Origin of the sequence: Aliarcobacter skirrowii CCUG 10374 (assembly GCF_003544835.1) — a bacterium.
Taxonomy (GTDB): domain Bacteria; phylum Campylobacterota; class Campylobacteria; order Campylobacterales; family Arcobacteraceae; genus Aliarcobacter; species Aliarcobacter skirrowii.
Genome location: NZ_CP032099.1, coordinates 1,264,310 through 1,291,298 on the forward strand (window position 1 = coordinate 1,264,310; position 26,989 = coordinate 1,291,298).

General features: G+C 28.4%; 26 protein-coding genes and 1 tRNA gene. 10 read left to right on the forward strand and 17 right to left on the reverse strand.

All coding sequences use genetic code 11. From position 1 onward, the window contains the following. Positions 1-298 precede the first annotated feature (298 nt). The 5 genes from ASKIR_RS10215 to metX all read right to left on the reverse strand — a co-directional run bounded on the left by ASKIR_RS10215 (position 299) and on the right by metX (position 5,536). A tRNA-Glu gene (locus tag ASKIR_RS10215) sits at positions 299-374 on the reverse strand. Between the two features lie 68 nt (positions 375-442). After that, the gene (locus ASKIR_RS06620; RefSeq protein WP_066351728.1) at positions 443-886 is read right to left on the reverse strand and encodes a Sua5 YciO YrdC YwlC family protein; all 444 of its coding nucleotides are present in this window, start codon (positions 884-886) and stop codon (positions 443-445) included. 2 nt (positions 887-888) lie between these two features. Further along, positions 889-4,134 (reverse strand): carbamoyl-phosphate synthase large subunit, encoded by a 3,246-nt coding sequence (carB, locus tag ASKIR_RS06625; protein ID WP_066351729.1) that lies wholly within the window; start codon positions 4,132-4,134, stop codon positions 889-891. 97 nt (positions 4,135-4,231) lie between these two features. Then, positions 4,232-4,429, reverse strand: a complete 198-nt coding sequence (gene xseB, locus ASKIR_RS06630) for an exodeoxyribonuclease VII small subunit (protein ID WP_066351730.1) — start codon at positions 4,427-4,429, stop codon at positions 4,232-4,234. 3 nt (positions 4,430-4,432) lie between these two features. Next, the gene (gene metX, locus ASKIR_RS06635; RefSeq protein WP_082946394.1) at positions 4,433-5,536 is read right to left on the reverse strand and encodes a homoserine O-acetyltransferase MetX; all 1,104 of its coding nucleotides are present in this window, start codon (positions 5,534-5,536) and stop codon (positions 4,433-4,435) included. Positions 5,537-5,705: 169 nt separating this feature from the next. Between metX and ASKIR_RS06640 the strand changes: the two genes are divergently transcribed. Together ASKIR_RS06640 and ASKIR_RS06645 are read left to right on the forward strand one after the other, a co-directional pair. After that, complete coding sequence (locus tag ASKIR_RS06640) at positions 5,706-5,966, forward strand: hypothetical protein (protein WP_066161367.1); 261 nt, start codon at positions 5,706-5,708, stop codon at positions 5,964-5,966. Continuing rightward, positions 5,966-7,057, forward strand: coding sequence for a YeeE/YedE family protein (locus ASKIR_RS06645; RefSeq protein WP_066351733.1), 1,092 nt, complete (start codon positions 5,966-5,968; stop codon positions 7,055-7,057). The genes ASKIR_RS06640 and ASKIR_RS06645 overlap by 1 nt, the downstream gene beginning before the upstream one ends. Before the next feature lie 16 nt (positions 7,058-7,073). Here ASKIR_RS06645 and ftsZ read toward each other — a convergent pair whose 3' ends face one another. The 5 genes from ftsZ to ASKIR_RS06670 all read right to left on the reverse strand — a co-directional run bounded on the left by ftsZ (position 7,074) and on the right by ASKIR_RS06670 (position 13,803). Then, entirely contained in the window at positions 7,074-8,207 is a 1,134-nt protein-coding gene (gene ftsZ, locus ASKIR_RS06650) for a cell division protein FtsZ (RefSeq protein WP_206193189.1), read from the reverse strand. A gap of 23 nt (positions 8,208-8,230) precedes the next feature. Then, positions 8,231-9,595 (reverse strand): cell division protein FtsA, encoded by a 1,365-nt coding sequence (gene ftsA, locus ASKIR_RS06655; protein ID WP_066408797.1) that lies wholly within the window; start codon positions 9,593-9,595, stop codon positions 8,231-8,233. A gap of 2 nt (positions 9,596-9,597) precedes the next feature. Then, positions 9,598-11,061 (reverse strand): peptidylprolyl isomerase, encoded by a 1,464-nt coding sequence (locus ASKIR_RS06660; RefSeq protein ID WP_115588258.1) that lies wholly within the window; start codon positions 11,059-11,061, stop codon positions 9,598-9,600. Positions 11,062-11,123: 62 nt separating this feature from the next. Beyond that, positions 11,124-13,448, reverse strand: a complete 2,325-nt coding sequence (locus ASKIR_RS06665) for an AAA family ATPase (protein WP_115588381.1) — start codon at positions 13,446-13,448, stop codon at positions 11,124-11,126. After that, the gene (locus tag ASKIR_RS06670; RefSeq protein WP_066351738.1) at positions 13,438-13,803 is read right to left on the reverse strand and encodes a hypothetical protein; all 366 of its coding nucleotides are present in this window, start codon (positions 13,801-13,803) and stop codon (positions 13,438-13,440) included. The genes ASKIR_RS06665 and ASKIR_RS06670 overlap by 11 nt, the downstream gene beginning before the upstream one ends. Before the next feature lie 112 nt (positions 13,804-13,915). On the opposite strand from ASKIR_RS06670, the gene ASKIR_RS06675 reads away from it, so the two are divergent. The 5 genes from ASKIR_RS06675 (at position 13,916) to ASKIR_RS06695 (ending at position 18,163) form a co-directional block, all read left to right on the forward strand. Continuing rightward, positions 13,916-15,223, forward strand: a complete 1,308-nt coding sequence (locus ASKIR_RS06675; protein WP_228137901.1) for a DEAD/DEAH box helicase — start codon at positions 13,916-13,918, stop codon at positions 15,221-15,223. Position 15,224: 1 nt separating this feature from the next. Beyond that, complete coding sequence (locus ASKIR_RS06680) at positions 15,225-15,842, forward strand: UPF0323 family lipoprotein (RefSeq protein ID WP_066161361.1); 618 nt, start codon at positions 15,225-15,227, stop codon at positions 15,840-15,842. Between the two features lie 2 nt (positions 15,843-15,844). Next, the gene (locus ASKIR_RS06685) at positions 15,845-17,023 is read left to right on the forward strand and encodes a glutathionylspermidine synthase family protein (RefSeq protein ID WP_115588257.1); all 1,179 of its coding nucleotides are present in this window, start codon (positions 15,845-15,847) and stop codon (positions 17,021-17,023) included. A gap of 114 nt (positions 17,024-17,137) precedes the next feature. Continuing rightward, positions 17,138-17,614: an acyl-CoA thioesterase gene (locus ASKIR_RS06690; RefSeq protein WP_066161359.1), complete on the forward strand. Its 477-nt coding sequence runs from the start codon at positions 17,138-17,140 to the stop codon at positions 17,612-17,614. Positions 17,615-17,617: 3 nt separating this feature from the next. After that, positions 17,618-18,163: a ribonuclease HII gene (locus ASKIR_RS06695; RefSeq protein ID WP_115588256.1), complete on the forward strand. Its 546-nt coding sequence runs from the start codon at positions 17,618-17,620 to the stop codon at positions 18,161-18,163. Between the two features lie 3 nt (positions 18,164-18,166). Here the strand turns inward: ASKIR_RS06695 and ASKIR_RS06700 are convergent, their stop codons facing one another. Genes ASKIR_RS06700 through ASKIR_RS06720 form a run of 5 tightly spaced genes read right to left on the reverse strand, consistent with a single transcriptional unit; the run spans position 18,167 to position 23,233 of the window. After that, positions 18,167-18,817: a DUF502 domain-containing protein gene (locus tag ASKIR_RS06700; RefSeq protein WP_228254663.1), complete on the reverse strand. Its 651-nt coding sequence runs from the start codon at positions 18,815-18,817 to the stop codon at positions 18,167-18,169. A gap of 53 nt (positions 18,818-18,870) precedes the next feature. Next, positions 18,871-20,082, reverse strand: a complete 1,212-nt coding sequence (locus tag ASKIR_RS06705) for an ABC transporter permease (protein WP_066161356.1) — start codon at positions 20,080-20,082, stop codon at positions 18,871-18,873. Further along, complete coding sequence (locus ASKIR_RS06710) at positions 20,082-20,786, reverse strand: ABC transporter ATP-binding protein (RefSeq protein ID WP_066161355.1); 705 nt, start codon at positions 20,784-20,786, stop codon at positions 20,082-20,084. Before ASKIR_RS06710 ends, ASKIR_RS06705 begins: the two co-directional genes overlap by 1 nt. Further along, a complete protein-coding gene (locus ASKIR_RS06715; RefSeq protein WP_066351746.1) occupies positions 20,776-22,023 on the reverse strand; it encodes an efflux RND transporter periplasmic adaptor subunit in 1,248 nt (415 codons plus the stop codon). Before ASKIR_RS06715 ends, ASKIR_RS06710 begins: the two co-directional genes overlap by 11 nt. Position 22,024: 1 nt before the next feature. Next, positions 22,025-23,233, reverse strand: a complete 1,209-nt coding sequence (locus ASKIR_RS06720) for a TolC family protein (protein WP_115588254.1) — start codon at positions 23,231-23,233, stop codon at positions 22,025-22,027. Between the two features lie 145 nt (positions 23,234-23,378). Here ASKIR_RS06720 and exbB point away from each other — a divergent pair, with 145 nt between their 5' ends. The 3 genes from exbB to ASKIR_RS06735 are packed head-to-tail and all read left to right on the forward strand — an operon-like array spanning position 23,379 to position 24,851. Next, positions 23,379-23,813 (forward strand): TonB-system energizer ExbB, encoded by a 435-nt coding sequence (gene exbB, locus ASKIR_RS06725; RefSeq protein ID WP_066351751.1) that lies wholly within the window; start codon positions 23,379-23,381, stop codon positions 23,811-23,813. Further along, entirely contained in the window at positions 23,794-24,171 is a 378-nt protein-coding gene (gene exbD / locus ASKIR_RS06730; protein WP_066161352.1) for a TonB system transport protein ExbD, read from the forward strand. The genes exbB and exbD overlap by 20 nt, the downstream gene beginning before the upstream one ends. 2 nt (positions 24,172-24,173) lie before the next feature. Next, complete coding sequence (locus tag ASKIR_RS06735; protein WP_115588253.1) at positions 24,174-24,851, forward strand: energy transducer TonB; 678 nt, start codon at positions 24,174-24,176, stop codon at positions 24,849-24,851. A 17-nt stretch (positions 24,852-24,868) separates the two neighbouring features. Here ASKIR_RS06735 and ASKIR_RS06740 read toward each other — a convergent pair whose 3' ends face one another. Together ASKIR_RS06740 and ASKIR_RS06745 are read right to left on the reverse strand one after the other, a co-directional pair. Continuing rightward, a complete protein-coding gene (locus tag ASKIR_RS06740; RefSeq protein ID WP_109066257.1) occupies positions 24,869-26,290 on the reverse strand; it encodes a leucyl aminopeptidase in 1,422 nt (473 codons plus the stop codon). Beyond that, a complete protein-coding gene (locus ASKIR_RS06745) occupies positions 26,280-26,981 on the reverse strand; it encodes a DedA family protein (protein ID WP_066356086.1) in 702 nt (233 codons plus the stop codon). The genes ASKIR_RS06740 and ASKIR_RS06745 overlap by 11 nt, the downstream gene beginning before the upstream one ends. Between the last annotated feature and the right edge of the window lie 8 nt (positions 26,982-26,989).

Below are 26,989 nucleotides of genomic sequence, written 5' to 3' on the forward strand. Positions count from 1 at the left end.
CTTTTTTGACGGTTGCTCCTCTTTTTTTTGTGGTTGTTGGTGTTTATTCTATGGTTGCTATCTCTTTTTTTATGGTTGCAGTAGATTTTAAAGTTTATTTAGTTATTTATAATTACTAATTCAATTATAAAGTACGATATAAAATAGTATATATAATTAATTTATATATTTGATAATAGCTGAAATAAATAATTTTATTAAATATAAAGAGACACCTGTAAGGATACCTAAATAATATTTTTTGCGATTTTAGTTAGAGTTTGTTTATGTCAATACCGATATAATAAGGTTTATTTAATGGCGACCCCAGCATGATTCGAACACGCGTCATTAGGAGGAAATCCTAAGGTCCTTGGCCACTAGACGACAGGGTCATAAAAAGAATGTTGATTATATTTTAGTTTCCGTTTTAGTTTGCTTAAAAACTATAAGTTTATGTGCTTTATCTAATCTTTTTTAATCTACTTTTTGATAATTTATAAATTTTTGAAGCATTTGTTTCAAAAAAACCAATTTTATTTATAACTTCAACATCTGCATACTCTTTTGCATATTTATAATCAAAACTCTGCTTTGTTTTATTTGCTGAAGTAGATGATAAAGTTTTAAATTTTTTTATAAAATCATAAAAAGAGGATTCGCAACTAACAACTCTAAAAGATTTTAAATTTGGATAGATAAATGTTGTCTTAGAACTATTTCTAACCATTTTTCTATGATTCTTAGGAACTCTTGTAAACTCTTTTAATCTCTCAAAACTATCAAGAGTTTTTAATATTTTTTGATTTTTATCTCTATTTTTTATTACATTTAACCTCTCATCATCAAGTGATGAGAAGCCAACTGTAGTATCTGTTTGAACTAGATATAATAACCTTGAGTCCATTTTTAGTAGTTTAAAAACTCTTGAATAGATTTTGGAGTTGAAACATCTTTTGTTTTTAACTCTTTAATTGCATCAGTTGCAGCATTTGCAGCAGCCACTGTTGTAAAATATGGAACATTCATTCTTAAAACTGCTCTTCTAATCTCTTTTCCATCATCTTTAGAAGACTCTTGCTCACCACTTGTATTTATAGCCATCGCAATATCACCATTTGTCAATAAATCTGTGATATTTGGTCTTCCTTCACTTACCTTTAATACCTTTTCACAAGCAATTCCAGCTTCAGAGATTATCTTCTCAGTTCCACCAGTTGCACATATTGTAAATCCACTATCAACTAAACTACTTGCAATTTTACTTGCAAACTCTTTATCTAAATCACATAGTGAAATAAACACTTTTCCACTTTTTGGAAGTGAGTTTTTAGCAGCATTTTGAGATTTTGCAAATGCCATTGCAAAATTATCAGCAATACCCATAACTTCACCTGTAGATTTCATTTCAGGACTTAGAAGTAAATCAGCACCTGTTAGTTTATTAAATGGAAAAACTGACTCTTTAACAGCTACATGATCTTTTAATTTTGGTTTTAAAACTTTGTTATCTTCATATACAATCTCTCTATCATAAACTTTAAGAGCATCTCTTAAACTCTCTCCCCACATAACTCTAGTTGCAACTTTTGCAAGAGGAATTCCAGTTGCTTTACTTACAAATGGAACTGTTCTAGACGCTCTTGGATTTACTTCAATTAAATAGATTTGTCCTTTATGAATTGCATATTGAGTATTCATCAAACCAACAACTCCAAGACCTAAAGCCATCTCTTTAGTTTTTGATTCTAATTGTTTAATTAAATCATCACTTATAGAGATTGGAGGAAGTGAACAAGCACTATCACCTGAGTGAATACCAGCTTCTTCGATATGTTGCATAATTCCACCAATATAAACCTCTTTACCATCACTAATACAATCAACATCAAGCTCAATTGCTCTATCTAAAAATTTGTCAATTAAAACAGGAGCATCATTTGAAACTGAAACTGCCTCATCCATATACTGTTTTAGCTCATCCGTAGAGTAAACAATTTTCATTCCTCTTCCACCAAGAACAAATGATGGTCTAACTAACACAGGATATCCAATTTTTTCAGCTATTTGTATAGCTTCATCAATTTTTACAGCTGTTCCATTTTCTGGTTGTAAAAGACCAATTTTTTCAACAAATGCAGAGAATTTTTTTCTATCCTCAGCTAAATCAATTACATCAGCTGTTGTTCCAATAATTTTTGCTCCAGCTTTTGTTAAAGCTTGTGCAAGTTTAAGTGGAGTTTGTCCACCAAAATGAACAATTACACCATCTGGTTGCTCTTTTTCAACTACACTTCTAACATGTTCAAAATCAATTGGTTCAAAGTATAAAACATCTGATGTATCATAATCTGTACTTACAGTTTCAGGATTACAGTTGTACATAATTGTTTTTACACCCATTTCAGCTAATGCAAAACTTGCGTGTACACAACAATAATCAAACTCAATTCCTTGACCAATTCTATTTGGTCCTCCACCAATAATCATAACTTTTTTATCTTTTGATTTTATAGCATCTTTTTTAGGTAGTTTTGTAATATTTGTTGTTGAGTATAGATATTGATTTAGAGCTTTAAACTCTCCTGCGCAAGTATCAACTTCATTGTATTCAAAATCTATATCAAATTTTTTTCTAGCTTGATAAACATCTTCTTCAGTTTTTCCAATTAAAGAGGCAATAAATTTATCACTAAACCCATTTGATTTTGCTCTTCTTAGAAGCTCTTCATTGTTTAAAATATCTGAACTTGCTATCTCTTTTTCTAAATTATAAAGTTCTCTAAATTTAGCTAAGAACCAAGGATCTATTTTTGATAACTCAAATATATCCTCATTTGTTAAACCTTGTCTCATACCATCCATTAGATATAAAAGTCTTTTATCATTTGGTCTTCTAATCTCTTTTTTGATTAACTCTAAATCTGTTGAGACAGTGTCAAATCCACAAAGTCCAGTTTCAAGTGAACACATAGCTTTTAGAATTGATTCATTGAATGTTCTTCCAATAGCCATAACTTCACCTACTGATTTCATAGAAGTTGTTAAAGTTGAGTTTGCTTTTGGGAATTTTTCAAATGTAAATCTTGGAACTTTTGTAACGATATAATCAACTGAAGGCTCAAAACAAGCTAGTGTTCCTGTCATATCATTTTCAATCTCATCAAGTGTAAATCCAACTGCTAAAAGTGTTGATACTTTTGCTATTGGATAACCTGTTGCTTTTGATGCAAGTGCAGAACTTCTAGAAACTCTTGGATTCATCTCAATTACAAGCATTCTTCCTGTTTTTGGACACATAGAGAATTGAACATTTGATCCACCACTATTTACTCCAACTTCTCTTAGAATTGCAAAAGATGCTTCTCTCATTTTTGCATACTCTTTATCTGTAAGTGTAAGCGCAGGTGCAATAGTTATACTATCTCCTGTATGAACTCCCATAGGATCAAGATTTTCAATAGAACAAACAACTATACAGTTATCATTTGTATCTCTAATAATCTCCATCTCATACTCTTTCCAACCTAAAACCGATTCTAAAATCTCAATCTCATTAATAGGAGAAGCATCAAGTCCAGCTTGAGCTAAAACTTTAAACTCTTCCATATTATAAGCAACTCCACTTCCAGCACCTGCAAGTGTAAATGAAGCTCTTGAAATAACAGGGAAACCAATCTCTTTAGCTAATCTCATAGCCTCTTCAAGATTATAAGCATTTTCACTTCTTGGTAAATCAAGACCTATTTTTTTCATAGACTCAGTAAAAAGATGTCTATCTTCACCTTTTTTAATTGCTTCTGGATGAACTCCTAAGAATTGTATACCTTCAAGTAATCCTTTTGAATACATAGATGTAGCAACATTTAATGCTGTTTGACCCCCCATTGTAGGTAAAATAGCATCAATTTTCTCTTTTTTAATGATATTTAAAACAACCTCTTCTGTGATTGGCTCAATATAAGTCTTATCAGCAAACTCTGGGTCTGTCATTATTGTTGCTGGATTTGAGTTTACCAAAACAACTCTATATCCTAACTCTTTTAGAGTCTTTGTCGCTTGTGTTCCAGAGTAATCAAACTCGCACGCCTGTCCTATAACAATTGGTCCTGAACCAATTAACAAAATATTTTTTATATCTTCTCTTTTTGGCATACTTTATCCTTTCGCTGATTTAAAATTTGGCAAGTTTATCCAAAAAGTGCTTAAGTTTTTGTTATGTGAAATGCTTATGTAGTAGTTATTTAGAAGATTAGTTACTGTTTTTTACAGTAAAAACTAATTTTGCCTCTTCTAATAGTTTTTGTGCTAATTCTAACTCTTTTAAACCCTCATTATAAAGTTTAATTGAATCATTTAAAGTAATATCGTTTTTTGTAAGTTGTTCTAAAATCTCTTTTGCTTTTATTATTTTCTCTTCAAAATTTAACGCTTCTTTTTTTTGTTCCACTTTTTAATCCTTTAAAATATCTTTTATATGCTCTTCAAATTTATCAACTTCTACTAAAAATGAGTCATGACCACTTGAACTGTCAACTTCAAGATAAGTTACTTGATCTTTTTTGCCAATTTTTATCATAATATCTTCTATCTCTTTCATCTCACTTGGGAAAAATAGCATATCATCTTTAAAAGATATTAAATGAAGTTTACCCTCAATTTTTGAAAAAGAGTCTTCTAGTTTATCTTTGTTTCTTCCAGCATCAAATATATTTATTGTTTTACAAATATATAAATATGAGAGTGGATCAAAAAACTTTGGAAAACTATAGGAGTTATGTTCAAGATATCTTTCAATCTCAAATCTTCCAAAAAGTTCATAAAGTCCATCTGTACTTACATAATCTCTTCCAAATTTTTTATTAAATAAAGCTGGACTTAAATAAGCTATCAATCCAGCCATTCTTCCAACTGCAAGCCCTACTAATCCTCTTGCTTTTAGATCATCTTTATCATAATTTCCATTTAAAAAACTAGGATCATGTCTTATTGCTTCAATTGCTATTTTATTTAAAGCAACTGCCCAAGGTCTTGTATATGCTGTACAAGCAAGTGCTATGTAATGTTTTGCAAAGTTTGGATGTTCAATACTGTAACATAAAGTTTGCATTCCACCCATACTTCCACCAATTACAGCAATAGCATTTTTAATTCCTAAATGTTTATATAATCTCATTTGAGCATTTACAATATCTGAAATTGTCAAAACTGGAAATTTAAGTCTATACTCTTTTTTGGTAGATGGATTAATACTTAATGGACTTGTTGAACCATAAGAGCTTCCAATATTATTTGAGCATATTACAAAATATTTTTCTGTATCAATTGTTTTACCATCTCCAATAAACTTATCCCACCAACCAGCTTTTGCTTCATTTTCATAACGACCAGCTGCGTGATGACTTCCTGATAATGCATGACAAATAACAATTACATTTGATCTATCTTCATTTAGTGTTCCATAAGTCTCATAGATTATTTCAAACTCTTCAAGTAATCTTCCACTCTCAAGATATAAAGGTTCATTAAACTTCTGCGTTTTTGTCTCTATTTTCAAAATATTTTTCCAAATTTCCATAAATTTAAGGTTAAAGTTTAGCTAAAATAAAATAAAAAAGCCTTTTAAGTGACACTTTTTTTAAATGCTAATAAAAATTTTATATTTTATCAAAGATTATAAGTAAAATTTTATATAATCATAGTCTTAAATTATAAAAAGGATTTTTGTGAATAAAATTGAAGAGCTAAAAAATATTTTAATCGATGGTGTTTTACCTGAATTAAATAGTGAAATAGATGCTTTAGAAAAATTAATTAATAAAAAAAATAGTAAAGATTTAATAGAAGAGCTAAACTATTTAAAAGATGTAAAAAGGTTTTATGATGAAGCTTTAAGGCTTATAAATGAGAATAAATTAAGTGTTCAAGAGGCCCAAAATATACTTCTTGATTTAGAAGATATGGAAGAAGATGAGGGAGATTTATAGTGTTTGATTTAGAGATTTATGAACTAATTTTTATTGGTATGTTTGTTGTTGCCTTTATTTTTGGTTTTATTGCTCAACAAAAACAGTTTTGTTTTAGTGGAAGTATAAAAGATTATTTACAAATAAAATCTACAAAAAGGGCATCTAGTGTTGTTATGGCTATGATTGTTGCAATAATTTCAACTCAACTTTTTGTATATTTTTATGATATTGATTTATCATCTAGTTCATACTTTAAAAACAACATAAACTACTTTGCAATAATTATTGGAGGAGCTTTATTTGGTGCTGGAATGATGATAGCTGATGGATGTAGTAGTAGAAGCATAGTAAAATTTGCACAAGGTGATACAAATGCTTTAATCACTCTCTTATTTATTGCAATTTTTGCATTTGCAAGTACAAGAGGAGTTTTAGCTCAAGGTGTAAACAGTGTTATTAATAATGAATTTTTAATATCAATTTCAAGTTATATAACAAATTTTCAACTGAATATATATTTTGTTTTAATAGTTCTTTTTGCAATTTTACTATTTTTAACAAAAAAGATAAAAAGAGCAATTAGTTTATATGATGGTATGATTATTGGTCTTCTAGTAGGAGTTTCTTGGTTTCTAACAGGATATTTAGCGCTAGAAGATTTTGAGAATACAATTCAAGTTCAAGCTATTAGTTTTGTCTATCCAAGTGCAAAAACTTTAGAGTTTTTTACTTTTTTTGAAATCACTGAGCTTAGTATTGGTGTTTGTTTAGTAATTGGTGCTATGTTTGGAGCATATTTTTCTACATTTTTTAACAAAAAATATAGTTTTGGATGCACATCTCAAATAACATTTAACAAACTAAAATATAATATTATTGGTGGTTCACTTATGGGAGTTGGTGGAATCATGGCTATTGGATGTACTGTTGGACAAGGTTTAAGTGGAGTTTCAACACTTCTATTTAGTTCATTTTTGGCAATAATATCTATTGGAGTATCTGGATATATAACTGGAAAAATCCTACATAAAAAAGATAGACTTCCTATGTGTTTCTTATTTGAATGGGATGATGAGAAGAAAAACAAACCTATAAACTATGAGATTTAAATCTCATAGTATTTTTTTAATGATGTAGATGATACTCTACTGTATATCCTCTCATTCTTGGAGGAGTATCAAGTTTACTTTCAACACTATCAAACTTATCTTCAAAATTTAGATTTTCATTTGTTTCATCAATACTTTCGTCATCTTCATCTTTGTTTTTAGTTTCAAAACCTGTTGCAATAATTGTAATTTTTACTTGATCTGGTTCAAAAGTATCATCATAAGTTATACCTTGAATAATCTTTGCATATTTATCAACTCTTGAACCAATAGTTGTTAAAATATCAGTTACTTCTAAAAGTCCAATATCTGGGCTAATTGTTAAGTGAACTAAAGCACCTTTTGCACCATCAAGAGGAAGTTTTTCTAACAATGGAGAGTTTATAGCATTATCAAGTGCTCTTCTTACAGCATGCTCACCCTTTGCTTTTCCAATTCCCATAAGTGCAATACCTTTGTACTTCATAATTGTTTTAACATCTGCAAAATCGGCATTTTGATCACTTCCACTACCTGGATTTAAAATAACTTGACTCATACCATTTACAGCTTGATATAAAATATTATCAACAATTTTATAAGCATTTTTTAGTGTTATTTTTTCATCAACTGTTTCAATTAGTTTATCATTTGATATTACAATTAAAGAGTCACTTACTTTTTTAAGCTCATCTAAACCTGTATTTGCAAGCCCAGCTTTAAAAATACCTTCATGAGCAAAAGGTTTTGTAACAACCGAAACTGTTAAAGCTCCAACCTCTTTTGCTGCTTTTGCAACAATTGGAGCAGCACCTGTTCCAGTACCTCCTCCAAGTCCTGCTGCAATAAATACAATATCAGCTCCAGCTAAAGCAGTTTTAATCTCCTCATAACTCTCCAAAGCAGCATCTCTTCCAACCTCAGGATCCATTCCAGCACCAAAACCTTTAGTTAAATTTGGTCCAAGTTCAATTTTTATTGGAGCTTTTGATACATGAAGTGCTTTTAAATCAGTATTTGCAACAATTAAATCCACCATATGAATTCCCTCTTCAATAGTGTGATTTACCATATTACAACCACCACCACCAACTCCAATTACTGCAATTTTTGGTAAATTTGTAGATAGTGCTCTTGTTGGTGATTTTTCTCTAACTATAATATCATCCATCTCAAATAAATTGTTATTCTCCATTAAAACCACTCCGTTAATTTTGTAAATATTCCACTTTTTTTCTTTTTTTGTAGAGGCTCAAGAAGTGTATTTTCAACTCTCTCAGATTGTAGATTTAAATCTTGATTATAGTTTGTTTTTATTGCTTCAATAGGTTTCTCTTTTTTTATAGGTTTTAATAATCTTTTGTTAGAGTCTAACTGATAACCTCTATTTATTCCTAAACCAAACATTATAAGACCAACAATTGAAGCTTTATTTTGTTCATCAAAACTTACTCTAAAAGCGTTTGGAAGAGTTTTTGGAGATGAAATTGCAACAGGAATTCCTTCAAAAACTCTTTTTGCCAACTCTTTTATTCCATGAATTTCACTCATTCCACCTGTTAGAACTATTCCAGAACCAATATTATCAAGCAAAGCATTTCTTTTTAACTCATTTCTTACTAAAACCAAAGTCTCTTCAACTCTTGCGTGAACAATACCTTGAATAAAATCTAAAGCAACCTCTTCTTTATTCTCTTCATCATTTATTCTAGGAACAGAAACAGATGCTCTTGATTGACCATCTTCAAAAGCTGAATAGTTTTTAATTAATGATCCATGCTCTATTTTTAACTTCTCTGCAAAACTTATTGGAGTTTGTAAAGTAATAGATATATCACTTGTTATATTTTTTGAACCAACAGGTAAAAATCCATTATAAATTATTGAACTACCTTTATAATATACAAACTCTGTTGTTGTAGAACCTAAATTTATAACAACTGCACCAATCTTTTTTTGTTGTTCATCTAAAGTTGATAATGATGCAGCATAAGAGTCTAAAACAAAACTAATATCCTCTATTCCAAAAACCTTTAGAGCTGATTTTATATTTATTAAAGCATTTCTTTTTGCAGTTACAATATATACATTTACCTCTAATCTACTACCATTCATTCGAATTGGATTATCAACCTCTATATCATCAACCATAAAAGATATTGGAATTACATGAACTAAATCATAATCAGAGTTTATTGTAGTATTTGAAAGTGCCATTTGCATAGCTTGATTAATATGAGATTCTGATATTAATCCATTTTGAATTGTAACAGCACCTGAACCCTTTACTCCTGTTGTATAATTTCCAGAAATAGATACAACAGTAGTTCCTATACTTTCATGAACTGCCTCTTTTGCTTTTAAAATTGCCTCTTTTATGCTTCTTGAGGCATCATCAATATTTATTATTAAACCTTTATTTACCCCACTACTTTGTGCTGTTCCATAACCTAAAATCTCTATACTATTATCTGCATCATATTTTGGTTTTGAAATAGCTGCTACAACTGCGCTAGAGCCAATACTTAAAGATAAAAAAACATCTGTTGTATTATTCAATTTTACTCCTTATTTTGCATATAAGTCTTAATCTCATATTTTTGTTCTAATTTTTTTAAAAGATTAGTTAAAAGTTCGTTTTCAACCAAACTTCCTATCTCTTGTTTTACTAAATTTGAGTTTTGTTCACTATAATTTTTTAATCTTGAGTCAACTATTCTAAACATAACAGCTTTATCATCAAACTTAATAGAAGACTCTTTTGAAGTTGTTACAAAAAGATTATTTAAAAACTCTTGTGCTTCATCTTGACTTAAACCTTTAATTTTTGAACTGCTTGCTCGATTAATATTTTTTACAACACTTCCTTTAAAGTTTGTTAGCTCTTTATCTATTTTTGCATCTAAAGCTTCATGTTTTTTATCAAGTAAAGCATCAGCATAAACCATAGTTTTTGCCTCTTCAAAAGTAAGTGGTTTTGAAGGAATTTTTTTAACAACTTTTACAATATAAAAACTATTTTTTTCTAAAAACGGTCTTGTTATATCTCCCTCTTTTTGCTCTAAAATCTTCTCTATATTTTCACTTGAAAAAGGTATCTTATCTTCTGCATAAACTCTTTTTGAGTCAAAATTCTCTTCACCTTTTTTAAGTTTTAAATATAAATTTAAAGCCTCTTTTTTTGATTCATTCTCATTTAAATCAGCAATAACTTCATCTTTTGCCTCTTCAAAAGATTTAAGTTTTCCATCTTCAAATCTATAATCAAGTTTAAATCTATCATAATATTTTAAAATCTCATCTTCTTTTATATTACTATTTTTAATATCATACTTTTTAATCTCTAATTCAAAACTAGGAGTGCTATTGTAGTTTGAACTATTTTGTTCAAAATACTCTTTTACCATCTTCTCATCAATTTTCAGATTTATATCATCTATTGATAAAATTTTATATTCAATATCATCTTCAATAAATAGAAGCTTACCAATATTTTCTAACTCATTATCACTAACATTTAAAGAGAAAATTGCTTGAATTTTTTGAAAAAGTATTGTATCTTTTAGGCTATTTTCAAACTCTTGTGGTGTAATTCTATTTTGAGCTAAAACTTTTACATATTGTTCTTTACTAAATTTACCATCAACTTTAAACTCTTCATATTTTAAAATCTCTTTAGCTATCTCTTCATCAGTTGTAATTAAACCTAAATCTTCACCATAAACTAAAAGTAATTTTTTTTGTAAAAGTTGAGATAGAGCAATATCCTCAAGTCTTAATTGCTTTGCTAACTCTTGATTAAATGAATCTCCAAATAGTTGTGCATATTGTCCATATAAACTTGAATACTCTTTATTTAACTCTTCAAAATTTATCTCTTTATTTCCAATAGTTGCTACTACTGATCCTTTTGAACCATAGTTATATGATCCCCAACCAACGAATCCAGCACCAACAAAGGCAATAGTACTAATCCAAATAGTAATAACCAACCACTTTTTATGTCTTTGCATCCAAGTTATCATAAATATAAATCCTCATTGAAATTTTTAGCTATTATGATACAAAAATCTTGCTTGTATGTTATTTAAAGTGTTATGCTTAGTGTATTGTTTTGCTCATTTTCTATTTTACTATCTAACAAATCATTTATTACACTCTCTCGTTTTGTTATCTCTATTTTTTTACAAGCACTTTTAAAAGCCTCTTCCTCTCCAACAATAAAACACATATCTTTTGCTCTTGTAATTGCTGTGTAAAGAAGTTTTGTATTGTGCATTATGTAGTGCGAAAAACTCATTGGAATTAGTGCATTTTCATACTCCATTCCTTGAGTTTTATGTATTGTTAAACAGTATGCCAAATTTAGAAGTGAGCTAATATTATCAAAATCATAAAAAACTACCATATCATCATTTGGATATAAAACAATACACTTTTGCTCATCAAAATCAAGTTTTATTATAAGCCCTAACTGTCCATTATAGACTCTTCTTTCCATATATTCACTTGAATTTGATTTATACATACTCATAGTTTGAGCTTTCATATTCTCATTTTTTATATGAATAACCTTATCGGTTAGTTTATACTCCATCTCTTTTATTTTTAAACTTCTATTTTTTGTATGATTAAAGAGTCTTTGAAGTTCAGTATTTAAGTTATCTACTCCTAATATTCCAGCTTTCATAGGGGTAATTACTTGAAAAAGAGTCAAAGCTTTACTTATGTTTTTTGCTTTTATATAGTCATAATATTGAACTATATAATCACTTGCAATATTTAAAATAGTATTTAAAATATACTCACTATTTTCAACTCTTAAATCAAAAAATTCATTTTGATTTAGTGAATTTTTAACACCATAATAGTTTTTAATAGATACATCAATAAATTTAAAATCTTCAAAATCCTCTTTATAGTTTGGTAACTCACCTTTTCTTATCTCATTTGCAATTAGAGCTATTGCTTGATTCTCATTTTGCCTATAAATTTTTGTAAGTTTACAAATTGGTGCTAACTCATATTTTATGCTATCAGCTAAGATATTTCCAGCTCCAATAGCTGGTAACTGTCCATCATCTCCGACAATAATAAAAATTGTATCATCACTAATTTTTGAGATGATTTGATAAAAAGTTACTGAGTTTACCATTGATGCTTCATCTAATAAAATAACTTTATATGGGAAAAAATCCTTCTCTTTGTGCTTCATCAAAAGGCTTTGAATTGTGCTTGAGTTATATCCTGTTGTATCACTTATTCTTTGACTTGCAATTCCTGAAAGTGCAATAGTTATAATATCATCATAAGAGACAATCTCTTCAAGAAGCTCCAAAATAGCCCTACTTGAAGTTGATTTTCCAGTTCCTGCATAACCTATTAAAAATAGAGTCTTCTCTCCACTATTTATAAGTTCAACAGCTTTTTTTTGTTCATCACTTAAAATAAAACCTAAACTGCTCTCTTTTTTATCTAAATACTCTTCAAAATTTTCAACAATTTTTCTATTTTTGTCATCTTTTCTTCTATTAAAAAACTCTAAGATGCTTCGCTCTGAAAAATATAACATTGATAGTGCAACTCTATTTTCACTTGTTTTATAAATCTCCTCTTTTGCCAACATCTCAACTAAAACATTCTCATATAACTCATCTTGTTTTGAAAATCTCAAACTATCATCAAGAAGTTTATACAAATGAAATTTATCAATTGATGAGTTTCCATTATTATCACAATACTCTTTTAAGGTGTAGTTTAGGCAAGATTTTATTCTAAAAGGTGATTTTGGATCAATTCCTAAAGCTTTTGCAATCTCATCTGCTCTTTTAAAACCAATACCTTTTATGTTTGTTAAGATATATGGGTTTTCTTTTATTTTTTCTATTAAATTATCGACTAAATTAAATGTTGAGTATATTTTTGTAATTAAATTTGCAGATACACCAAACTTACCCAAAAAACTTCCCAACTCTCTTAAATGTTTAAATTGATGCCATGAGTCTAAAATAGTCTTTAGCTTCTTCTCTTTTATACCTTTAAAATTTAAAAGTTCATTTGGATTATTCTCTAAAATCTCTATTAATTTTGCTTCACCATATTTTTCTAAAATCTCGCTTGCTGCTTTTTTTGTAAAACCTTTTACTATTTTTGTAAGAAAAAAATAGAGTTCATTATCTTTTATTTGTAATGTATCAAACTCAAATTGAACACCATATTTACTATGAGTTATCCAATTCCCACTAAGTTCAATCTCCTCTCCAAGCAACTTTTCTATATTTGCATCAAAATATGTTCCACAAATTTTTTGATTATTTTCTAAAACAGCAATAATATATCTGTTCTCTTCATTTTGATATAGAACTTTTTTTAAAACTCCACTTAGTTTATAACTTTTTTGATTAGTTTCCATCATCAAATCTATCTTTTTTATGTTTCTCTTTTTTGTATGTAGCTTTATTTTTCTCTTTTTGAAGTAAATTTGCATCTTTTAGTAAAGTTGCTCTCTCATCTTCAAAACTTTCACTTGGATTTTTTGCAAACTCTAATGTTTTTTTTATAAAGTTATCTACACTTGAGTAATAATCTGAATATAACTCAACTTTTGGTGTTTTACACATATCTTCATAGTTTTTAAATGTTCTTTTTAAAAAAATCTCTTTATTGAAATTTTCAAGTTTTAATAAAGAGATTGTTCTAGTTAAAAACTTCTCTGCTACTCTTATATATCTAATTCTTAGTTGCTTATCATTTAGATTAAAGCCCATTTAAAAACCCTTTTTCTTTTAAAAATTTGCTGATTATAACCAAAATAATTTAATATTAATAAAAATATTACAAAATGCAATAATTTTAATAAAGCAAAATGGTATAAATTTTTTGATAAAATATATACCTATTTTTCAAAAAGGACAAATTATAGAAAATTTTTCAAAACTAAATTTAAACGAAAAGATTTTAAAAGCAATTTCTGATTTAAACTATGAATCTTTGACGCCTATTCAAGAGAAAGCTATTCCAATAGCAAGAAAAGGTAGAGATATTATTGGTATTTCTCAAAGTGGAACTGGTAAAAGTTGTGCCTTTATTTTACCAATTTTAGAATCAATATTAAAAGATCAAGAGCTTGGTAAAAATAGAGTTTTAAGAGCATTAATTATAGCTCCAACTAGAGAGTTGGCAAAACAAATTGTAAAATCTATTGAAAATTACTCAAAATATATGGATGTAAAAACTGTATCAATTTTGGGTGGTGAGAGTAAAAATTTACAAGCAAAAAAATTATCAAATGGTGTTGATATAGCAGTTGCAACAGCTGGAAGACTGCTTGAGCATATCAAAGAGAATTCAATAAATCTATCAAGTGTTACAAAAGTAGTTATTGATGAGTTAGATGTAATGCTTGATATGGGATTTTTAAAAGATTTAGAGCAAATTTTGCCTTATATTGGTAAAAATAGACAAATATCTATGTTTAGTGCAACAATAAATTCAACTGTAAAAACTTTGGCAAAACAGTTTTTAAATGATCCTGTTGTTATTGAAGTTACTACTCAAAGATCAAATGTAAAAAATATAACTCATGAGGCTATTTTAGTTGATGAGGATAGAAAACTTGAAGCCTTATCATACTTTATTGGTTCAAAAAATATATCACAAGCTTTAGTTTTTGTAAATCAAAAATCACAAGCCGATACTTTAGTTGAAAACTTAAATCTTGATGGTTTAAAAGCTGCTTGTATTCATGGCGATGTTAGACAAAGTACAAGAGCATTAGCACTTAGAAAATTTAAAGAAAAAGAGCTAAGAGTTTTAGTAGCAACTGATATAGCAGCACGAGGAATTGATATAGAAAATCTTCCTTGCGTAATAAACTTTGCACTTCCTCAAAGTATTGATGATTTTACTCATAGAGTTGGAAGAACAGGAAGAGCTGGAAATGATGGACTTGCAATTACATTTTTAAGTGTAAAAGATTATAAATTTTTTGCTGATATTGAAAAAGAGTTAATTCTTAGTGTAAAAAGATATGAACTTGAGGGATTTGCTACAAAAGAGAAAAAACCAAGAGTAAAATCAAAACAACAAAAATCTATAAAAGATAAAAAATTTGAAGCAAAAAAAAGAGAGGAAAAGGTTAAGAAACCTAAAAAAACTAAATCTAAAAAAGTAACAAAGAGAGGATAAAATGAAGAATAAAAATTTTAAAAGATTTAAAGATATTGCAAAAGTTAGTGGACTTAGTAGCTTTTTAATTTTAGGTTTAACAGCTTGTAATAACAACTCAAATCAAGGTCAATCTTCAAACAATACTATATCAGAAGCTTCTCAACAACAAGGGGCATTTGTTATAGTTGAGCAAGATGCTAGTGGAAATTACAAAATTGCAGATGAGTTTCCAGCATCTAAAACAACAATAGTTTTAAGAAGTCCTGATGGAAGTGAGAGAATTTTATCTCAAGCAGAGATTGATCAGCTTGTTAAAGAAGAAGAGAAAAAAATAGATGCTGGAACTTCACCTCTTACAAATCCAGAGATGAGTAGTGGTGGAATGGGACTTGGTGGAGTTTTATTATCTTCAATTGCAGGAGCAATGATTGGTTCTTGGCTTGGTAATAAACTATTTAATAACCAAAACTTCCAAAACCAAAAAGCAGCACAATATAAATCTCCTCAAACTTATAGTAAATCTCAAAGTTCATTTAATAAACCAGCTACTTCAAATACAAGTTCACAAAAAAAGAGTGGATTTTTTGGTGGTAATAATACAAACAGAACAACAAACTCATCAAGTTTTGGAAGCTAAAAATGAGATTAGAAAAAATAGATGCTCTTGATAATAAATATTTAGAATCAATAGGTTTTACATGGCATACAGATAGCGATGAGAGCTCATATATTGCAAATGAGTTAGTAGTAATTAGTGAAGAGGAAGCTGAAGCTTTTTATGAAGCTACAAATGAACTTTATGATATGTTTATTGAAGGTGCTCAATATGTAATAGACAATGAGTTATTTCATGAGTTAAATATCCCTTTTAATTTAGTTGAAGTTATAAAAGAGTCATGGGAAAATGATGTTCATTGGCATTTGTATTCAAGATTTGATTTAGCAGGTGGAGTTGATGGTAAACCTATTAAATTAATTGAGTTTAATGCAGATACACCAACTTCACTTTTTGAAACAGCAATAATTCAGTGGGCAATGCTAAAGAAAAATGGTTTAGATGAGAGTAGTCAATTTAATAACTTATATGATGCCTTAAAAGAGAACTTCAAAAGAATCATCACTTTAGATAGTGATATTGAAAAATTTGATGAGTATTATTCAAAACTTGGTTGGAAAATACTATTTTCTAGTATTTCAAGCTCAAGTGAAGATATAAATACTACAAAACTACTTCAACATATTGCTTCTGAAGCTGGTTTTAATACAGATTTTGAGTTTATAGAAAATGTTAATTTTAGTGATGATGGAATATTTAAAGATGATGAGTTATTTGAGTTTTGGTTTAAACTAATTCCTTGGGAAGATATAGCAATACAAGAGAGTGAATTGGCTTTAATTTTAACAGAGATTATAAAAGAGAAAAGAGCAATTATTTTTAATCCAGCTTACACTTTAATATTTCAATCAAAAGCATTTATGAAAATTTTATGGGATTTATATCCAAATCATCCACTACTTCTTGAGACATCTTTTGAACCACTTGTTGGTAAAAAATATGTTGAAAAAAAGGCTTTTGGAAGAGAAGGTGCAAATGTAAAGATTATCAACTCTGATGGAAGCGTTGAGATTGAAAATGGTGGTGAGTATGAAGGTCACAAATCAATTTTCCAAGAGTATGTAGATTTTATAAAAGATTCTAAAGGAGAGTGTTATCAAGCTGGAGTTTTTTATGCTTACGAAGCTTGTGGCTTAGGATTTAGAAGAGGTGGTAAAATTTTAAATAATATGTCTAAATTTGTTGGACATATTATTAAATAGAATTTGTTACTTTTCTTCAAGATAATCTAATTTTATAGGTTAAAACAAACTTAATTAAGATTATCTTGATTAAATTAAAATACAATACAAATTATTTAATTTTTGAGGTAAAAAATGAACGAAAATACTAAAAGAGAAAAATCTCTTACAATGACAATGTTAATGACTCCAGAAAAAGCAAACTTCTCTGGAAAAAATGTACACGGTGGTGAGATTTTAAAAATGCTTGATCAAGTTGCTTATGCTTGTGCAGCTAGATATTCAGGGCATTATGCAGTTACTTTATCTGTCGATATGGTGTTATTTAAAAATCCAATAAAAATTGGCTCACTAGTTACATTTCACGCTTCTGTAAACTATACAGGAAGAACATCTATGGAGATTGGAATAAAAGTTATCTCTGAAGATATTAAGGATCACACAATAAAAAATACAAATGTATGCTACTTTACAATGGTTGCAGTTGATGAAAATGGTGTTCCAATGCCAGTTCCAAAACTTGAACTTATAACAGAAGATGATAAAAGAAGATATAACGACGCTTTAAAAAGAAGAGAGTTTAGAATGTCTTCAAGACATGCAAAACAGTAATTAATGTTTTGTGGTATTGATGAAGCAGGACGAGGACCACTTGCTGGTCCTTTGGTTGTTGCTGGTGTTATTTTATTAGAAGATATACAAAACCTTGCAGATTCAAAAGTTTTAAGCGAAAAAAAACGAGAAAAACTCTTTGATGAAATTAAACAAAAATCAAAATATCATATAGTTTTTAAAAGTGCTAAACAAATAGATGATTTAGGAATCTCTTTTTGTATAAAAGAGTCTATTTGGGAGATTATGCAAAATTTACAAAATGATGCAAGCTCTTTTTTAATGGATGGAAATACAAATTTTGGTATAGAAAATCTTCAAAAAGAGATAAAAGCAGATGCAAAATATAAAGAGGTAAGTGCTGCTTCAATTCTAGCAAAAGTAAGCCGAGATAGATTTATGGATTCAATCTCAGAAAACTATCCAGAATATAACTTTAAAAAACATAAAGGTTATGGTACAAAAGCCCATGTTGATGCCATAAAAGAGTTTGGAAGAAGTGATATTCACAGATTTAGTTTTAAATTAAAAGCTTTAAAAGAGGTTTAAATTTTAATCTTTTTTTAACCACTCTTTTAAACTCTTTAAATCCTCTAAATTTTTAGGCTCAATTTTTAAAATATCAGCCAAACTTTTTACACCCATAGATAGAAGATATTGTAAATTATGATCAAAAGTCGCCTCTTCTATTACAAAAATATTATCTTGATGAACTTCAAACATATATCCACCATTTGGAATAGGAGTTTGAGATAAAGTTACAGTGTAGTAATCTTTTATAATACTTTGTTTTTGAGAGTACATAAGCCCAATATTATATGAATCATTTCCAAAACCTCTAATAGCAACAACCAAAACTTTTGTTTCACCTTTTTTTGAAGAGTTGAAAATTCCTACAATATCCTTTATTGTTGAATATCCTGGGATTTTATTTAAAAATTTTTCTGTATAGCTAAGAGCTCTTGTCTCAATAAATTGACCTACAATATATAGTAAAAAAACAAAAACAAAACATACAACAAAAAACCAAAAAATAGGATTTGAATCTGAGTTAACTCCAACAAAATCTAAAACACTATTTACCAAAAAATCTATTTTTCCAAACAACCAAAAAACTACTATAGTAATAAGTGCAACTGGAAGTACCCAAAATAATCCTTGAAGAACTATCTCAAAAAAATGTTTTAATTTTCTCTTTATCAAAATCTCTCCTAAAATAATTTTTGAAACTATATCAAAAAATCAATATTTTTAATCTACTCATATCTTAATGCTTCAATTGGATTTAATCTTGCAGCTTTTCTTGCTGGAAAATATCCAAAAACAACACCAATTAAAGTTGAAAATATAAATGCTACAAAAATAATTTGATAATTTATAATAAATGGTAAATCAAGTAAATTTACAACACCATATCCAATTGATAATCCCAAAAACACTCCAATAATTCCACCCCAAGTTGATAAAACAACAGCCTCTACTAAAAACTGCATCAAAACCTCTTTCTCCATAGCTCCAATTGCAAGTCTTGTACCTATTTCTCTTGTTCGCTCTGTTACAGATACAAGCATAATATTCATAATTCCAATTCCACCAACAAGCAAACTAATTGCAGCAATAGAACCTAGCAAATATGTAAGCATTTTTGTAGTATTTGTCATAGTATCAAGTATATCTTTCATATCTCTTATATGAAAATTATCAGCTTCACCTATTTTAACACCTCTTCTTTCTTGCATTAAAGATGTAATCTCAGTTTTTGCATCTTCTATAAACTGCTCTTGTGTTATTGAAATTATTATTGATGAAACATCTTTTTTACCTAAAATCTTTCTTTGAAACATATTTGTTGGAACTATTACTATCTCATCTTGATCATTTCCAAAAGCAGCTGCTCCTTTTGAACTTAAAACTCCTATTACATTACAAGTTAAATTTTTAAGTCTTATGTTTGTTCCAATTGGGTTTTCATCACCAAAGAGCTGTTTTTGAATAGTTGTTCCAATAATACAAGATGATTTTCCAGTTATAAGCTCACTATCATCAAAAACTCTTCCATCTTCAAGTTGCCAATCTTTGATTATAAAGTAGTCATTATCAGTTCCAACTACAGTTGCTGTGTGACTTTTATTTCCATATACAATATTCATTCGCGAAGAGCCTTCAGTTGTTGCTCCTTTAATATTTGCAACTTCATTTTTAATAGCCACTATATCTTCGTTTTTAAATGGTTTTGCACTATTATCCTCTCTTGGAACTCCTCTTCTTTCTTGACCAACTCTAAGTGTTAGCATATTACTTCCAAGTTTTGTAATACTATCTCTTACATTTTGTGTAGTACCATCTCCAATCATAACCATAGCAATAACAGAAGCTACACCTATTACTATTCCTAAAATTGTAAGAATTGACCTTAATATATTTCTTCTAATCTCTTTTATTGCTATTAAAAAGGCATTTTCTAACATTATTTATAACCTTTTTTTAAACTATCTTCTATATTTCCATCTCTAAAATATATTATTCTATTAGCATATTTAGCCATATCCTCTTCGTGAGTTACCATAACAATAGTTATATTTGACTCTTCATTTAAATTTTTTAAAAGCTCCATAATCTCAACACTTTTAATACTATCAAGATTTCCAGTTGGTTCATCTGCAAGAAGCACTAAAGGATTTGTTACAATTGCTCTTGCAATTGCAACACGCTGTTGCTGTCCACCACTTAACTCTGCTGGAGTATGTTTTATAACACTTCCAAGACCTACTTTTTTTAAAGCTTCAATTGCCAACTCTTCTCTTTTTTTAGAAGTAACTCCTCTATAAATTAAAGGTAACTCAACATTTTCTAAAGCAGTTGTTCTTCCTAAAAGGTTAAATCCTTGAAAAACAAATCCCAAATAGTTTCTTCTTAAAAGTGCCATTTGATCTCTATTTAACTTCTCAACATTTATACCATTAAAAAGATACTCTCCACTACTTGGTTTATCTAAACACCCTATCATATTCATAGAAGTTGATTTACCACTTCCACTAGCCCCCATAATTGCAACAAACTCTCCTTTGTATATCTTTAAATCAACACCATTTAAAGCATGAGTAATATTGTTTCCACTACCATAACTTTTTACAATATTTTTAAACTCAATAATTGGTTCTTTATTTTCCATTAATACTCTTTTGCGAAATTATTACCTCATCACCAATATTTAACTCTTTTGACTCAATTGCAGAAGATCTTCCATCTGTATCTAAAATCTTTACCATAACTCTTTTTAGCTCACCATTTTCTAATTTATAAATAGGTGATAGCTCTTTTTTACCTAAATCTTTTGTAACTGCTCCTTGAGGTCTTCTATTAGGTCCCATCATAGCAACTCTTTTTGCTTCATCAATTTTTGGTTTAAATCTTAATGCACTATTTGGAACTAATATCTTATCTTTACTATCTTTTGTAACAATTCTTGCAGTTGCTGTCATTCCAGGTTTTAAAAGCAAATCTTCATTATGAACCTCAACAACAGTCTCATATGTAATAACCCCATTTGAGTTAATTGGATTTAATCTTACCTGTTTTATCTTACCTTTAAAAGTTCTATTTACATATGCATCAACTGTAAAAGTAACTGGCAAATCTTTTTTAATATCAGCAACATCAGCTTCATCAATGCTAACTATTAAATCCATACTTCTTAAATCTTTTGCCAAAGTAAAAAGTTTTGGAGCTGACATAGTTGCTGCTAGAGTTTGACCAATCTCTACATCTCTATTTAATACTATTCCATCAATTGAAGATCTTACATATGCTTTTTCAAGATTTTGTTCATCTGTTTTTAAATTAAACTCAGCTTGCATAACTCTTGCTTTTGAAGCTTCAAGGGAAGATTGAGCTGCTTCATAGGCAAATTTCGCATCATCTAACTCATTTTTTGAAGGATATTTTCCATTTGAATCTTCAAACATTTTAAGAACTCTCTCATAAGTTAATTTTTTGTTTCTTAAATTTACTTCACTCTCTTTATAATTTGCTTTTGAAATTGCAAGAGCTGCTTTTGAACTATCTACTTGAGATTGAAGTTTTACTGTATCTAAAACAGCTAATACCTGCCCTACTTTTACCTCATCATTATAATCTACAAATATCTCTTTTATAGTTCCTGATACCTCTATACCTATTTCAACACTATTTGTAGGGTTTAGATTTCCAGTTGCACTTACAACTACAGATAAATCTCCTTTTTCAACCTTTTTAGTTACATACTCTACTTTTAAAGAATCACTTTGTGAACTAAAAATTTTTATTAATATTAATACTAAAACTATGATTAATATCAAAGCTATGACTATATATCTTTTTTTATTACTTTTTGTTGCATATTTATCTAATTCATCTTTTAAATCACTCATTTTAGCCTCTTATTTTAAAATATAATTTTGAATACTCTTGAAGAATATTTATATCATTTATTAACAAATCATACTCATTTATTTTTTTACTATTTTCTAAAATCTCTAAATCATAACTTGCTATCATTCCAGCTTGATTTGATACTCTATTTGCTTTTATTAAATCCTCATACAATTTTATATTATCATCAATACTTTTTGATATTTTTTCGTAAGTGTCAATTTTTGTTAAAATTTGTTCAAAATCAGACTCCATATCACTTTTTAAATCATTTAAATATGTTTGCTGTTTTAAAACCTCTATTTTTGACTCTTGAAGCTTTGAAGACATATTGTAATCAAACAGAGGCATAGAGAAGTTTAAAGATGCAGTTGATTGTGAATCCTCTTTTCTAGTATCACTTAACATATTATTAAAATCATCTTTTGTATTTGAGTATCTAGCATTTGCATTTAAAGTTAGTTTTGGAAGATATTTTGATCTATCTATTTTGTAACTACTATTTAAAATAGCAACTCTTGCATCCTCTTTTAGTAGTGAAAAATTCTTTTCTAAAAAATCCTCTTTTGATATTGGTTTAAAATCTAATATCTCTATGTTCTCATATTTTAAATCTGTATATTTAGCAAGTTCTAGCTCTTTTTGCTTTAAACTATTTTCAACACTTATAACATCTCTATATGCAATGTTTTTACTCATAACTGCATTATTTAACTCTATAATATCACTTTTTCCAGCTTCATATTGTATTTTTTTAATAATGAGCTCTATATCTTTATTCTCATATTTTATTCTATTTTGAAATTGTTGATACTTTAGTTTTTTAATCTCTAAAAGAGTGCTATAAATTGATAGTAATAGTTCACTATTTTCATTTTCCCAAGATAGTAAATCATAATCAAAAGTGCTTTTAGCATTATCTATTTTTGACCAAATTCCACCCGATTCAAATAGTGATTGTGTAAAACCAATTGATGCTTGTTTTGAATAGTTGTCATCCTTTGACTTATCAAAAGGGTGAGTTGTACTTACTGAGGCATCTAAATTAATCGTTCCAATCCAACTATTTTTAGAGTAATCATACTTTTTTAAAATTGACTCTTTGTCAAGTTTTCTATACTCTTTTTTATCATCTTTTAGTAGTTTTAAGCCATCTTCATTTGCAAATAAATAGGTAAAAGTTAGTAAAAATATAAATAGCTTTCTCAATATATTTCCTTAGGTTGATTTTAAAAATGGTATTATAAATACTATATTTTAACCATATTTTAACAATAATTAAATTTAAGAGTTCTTTAAGATAATTATTATCAATATTATGGTACGATTCCAAAAAATTTTAAGGAAATAGTTTATGTTTGATGATATTGAAAAACTAAAACACTTGGTTGATTATGGTGTAATAGGACTATTAGTAGTTATGAGTTTTGTTGCTGTTTTTTTCTTTATTGAAAGAGTTATATTTTATAAAAAAATAGATGTAAGCTCATATAAAACAAAAAAATCATTAGATGTTGCTTTGACAAAACATTTAACTATTATTGGAACTATTGCATCTAACTCTCCATATATTGGACTTTTAGGAACAGTTTTAGCAATTATGCTTACATTTATGACAATGGGTGGCGGTGGAGATATTGATGCTGCTAAAATTATGGAGAGTTTAGCACTAGCTCTTAAAGCAACTGCTGTTGGTTTGGTTGTTGCAATTATTTCTATGGTTTTATATAATATTTTAAGTAGATTTGCTGAAGTTTTGGAAAGTGATTATGAAGCTACAGAAGTATGATTCAATCAATGTAATTCCTTTTATTGATGTACTGTTAGTTCTTCTTGCAATAGTTTTATTAACTTCTACATTTATAACTAAAGGTATTATTCCTGTAAATTTACCTAATAGTCAAACGGCTAGTAAATTAAAAAGTGATAAAGAAGTTGTAATTGTTATTGATAATGCTGGAGTTTTATATCTTGATGAGATTCAAATGGCAATTCAAAATATTGAGCTTGAACTTTTAGGAAAGCAAAAAGAGACTCCAATTCATCTTCATACAGACAAAGAGACAAAGTTTGAACACTTTGTAAATGTTTTGGATATGTTAAAGAAAAATGAATTCTCAAATGTCTCAATTGTAACAAAGAAGTAAAGATGAAAAATAATAGATATATAAAATCACTTTTTATTAGTTCTACTATATATCTTGCTATTGCAGCTCCTATTTTTATATCTTTTTCAAATACTCCTAAAACAGTTGATATTAAAAAAGATGTTCACACTGTTACAAAAATCTCTTTAAGCAATATTCCAATTCAAGAAAAAGTTATTGAAGAGATTGTTGAAGAGGAAGTTGTTGAAAAAATAATTGAAAAACCAGCAAAAAAAGTTGTAAAAAAAGAGATTAAAAAACAAAAACCAAAAAAAGATACAAAACCAAAAGAAAAGCCTAAAAAGATTGTAGAGAAAAAAGAGGTTCAAGAGAAAATTACAACAGCTGATTCTGTAAATCAAGTAAAAGCTGCCGAAATTGAAGATTTATATCTAGGAAAAATAAAAAATACTATTGAAAGATATAAAACATACCCAAGAAATGCAAAAAGACTTCATCATCAAGGAGTTGTTAAAATTGCTTTTGATGTTTTATTAGATGGAAAAATTACAAATATAAGAATTATTGAGAACTCTAAATATAAAACTTTAGATAAAGCAACAATTCATCTCTTAGAAAAAATTGGCTCTTTTGATCCAATTCCAAATGAGTTGATGTCAAAATTAGATAATAAATCAAATCTAAGTCTTGAAATACCTGTTGAATACCAAATAAACTAAGAGCCTTTGCTCTTAGTTTATTTAGCTAAATTTTTTATAAACTCTACAGCCATTCTAACACCTGTTCCACTTGCTCCATAAGGATTATATCCCCAAGCTTTTTCAACAAATGCAGGTCCTGCTATATCAAAATGTACCCATCTGTTTTTATTCTCTTCATAAATAAAGTTATCTAAAAACATTCCAGCTGTTATAGCTCCACCATATCTAGTGTTTGAAATATTACAAACATCTGCTATTTCAGATTTAATACATTTTTTCAAATATCTATTAAAATCAAGTTTTGTTGCATATTCACCACTATTTAAAGAGGCTTCAAGAGCTTTTTGTTTTAACTCTTCACTATTTCCCATGATTCCTGTTGTATATTCACCAAGTCCTACAACACAAGCACCTGTTAAAGTTGCAAAATCAAAGATATAATCAAAATCTTTAATCTCATCTTGAGCATAACATAAACAATCAGCTAATACCAATCTTCCTTCAGCATCTGTGTTTCGAACCTCAATTGTTTTTCCATTTTTAGCTCTTAATATATCATCAGGTTTATAAGCATTTCCACCAATCATATTTTCAACAGCACCTATAATTGCATGAACCTCAATGTTAAGTTTAAGCTCTGCTATTACTTTTATAGTGTTTAAAACAGCAACTGCACCTGATTTATCAGCTTTCATTGTTACCATGAAATCAGCTGGTTTTAAAGATAAACCACCACTATCATATGTAAGTCCTTTTCCTACAAGAACAATTTTTCTTTTAGCTTTTTTTGGTCTATATTTTAGATGTATTAGTTGAGACTCATGAACACTAGCTCGTCCAACACTATGCATAGACATCATTTTTTGTTTTTCTAAATCTTTTTCTCCCAAAACTTCATACTCAAGCTCAAACTCTTTTGCAATAATTTCAGCCTCTTTTACAAAACTTTTTGGAGTAAAATCAGCAGGTGCTGTGTTTACCATATCTCTAGCTTTATTTACAGCATTTGCAATAATTTGTGACTCTTTTAAAATATCACTTAAATTTTCACATTTTTTTTCTACTACAAAATATAACTCTTGTTTTTTATCATCTTTTTCACTTTTATAGTGATTAAAACTGTATGAACCCAAAATAGAGCCTTCAACTAAAGCCTTAAAGTTATCTTCTAACTCTTTATTTAATAGAAGTTTTGCACTTTTAAATTTTGTAGAGTTAAATTTTTTTATAGCACCTGAAATTGCAATTGCCAAACTATCATAGCTATAATCTTCAAAACCAACATAGATTTTTCTTTTTTCTGCCAATAAAACAACTGATTCATCTTTTGCTTTAAAATCAAGTTTTTCTAAAAGCTCTTTATCCTCTTTGCTTTTAATTTTTTTTAAATTATCTACTAAGATAATCTCTAAATCAAACTCTTTATCTTTTGAAATTTCTAAAATATTAATCTTCATCCATAACCCTTTTTTCAATTTTTTTTGTTGCTTTATTAAAATAATATATTATTCCACCACCAACAATTATAGCAAGTGGAATTGCTAAATACCAGTGCTCTTTTGCCCAGTGAAGTACAATCATAATCTCATTTCCAAAATACCAAATAGGAACAATTGTAATAGCAGCCCAACACCAAGCACTAATTAAATTTATAAATGCAAATTTTCTTGCATCATATCTTGTAAGTCCTATAGAGATTGGAATTATTGTTCGCATACCATACATATATCTTTGAGTAAAAATTATTGGCCAACCATGTTTTTTTAAAAGTAAATGAGCAAAAGCAAACTTTCTTCTTTGACCTCTTAGTTTTTTTAAAACACTAGTTTTGTTAAATCTTCCAATATAAAAATATACCTGATCTCCAGCAAAACCACCAAGACCAGCTACAAAAATAGCTAAAAGAACATTCATAGAACCATCATGAGCCATAAGCCCAGCCATAATAAGCCCCATCTCACCTTCAAGCATACTCCATACAAAAAGTATCACATAACCATATTTTCTAAGCAGATATATAAATTTCTCTTCAACTCCTTCAACAGGAGCATTGTACAAATTGTAAGCAAGAAAAGATAAAAAAAGTACCAAGCTTACTGCAAAAATTTTTCCTGTGTATGGTTGAATTTTTCTAAAAAGTTCTCTCATTTATTGCC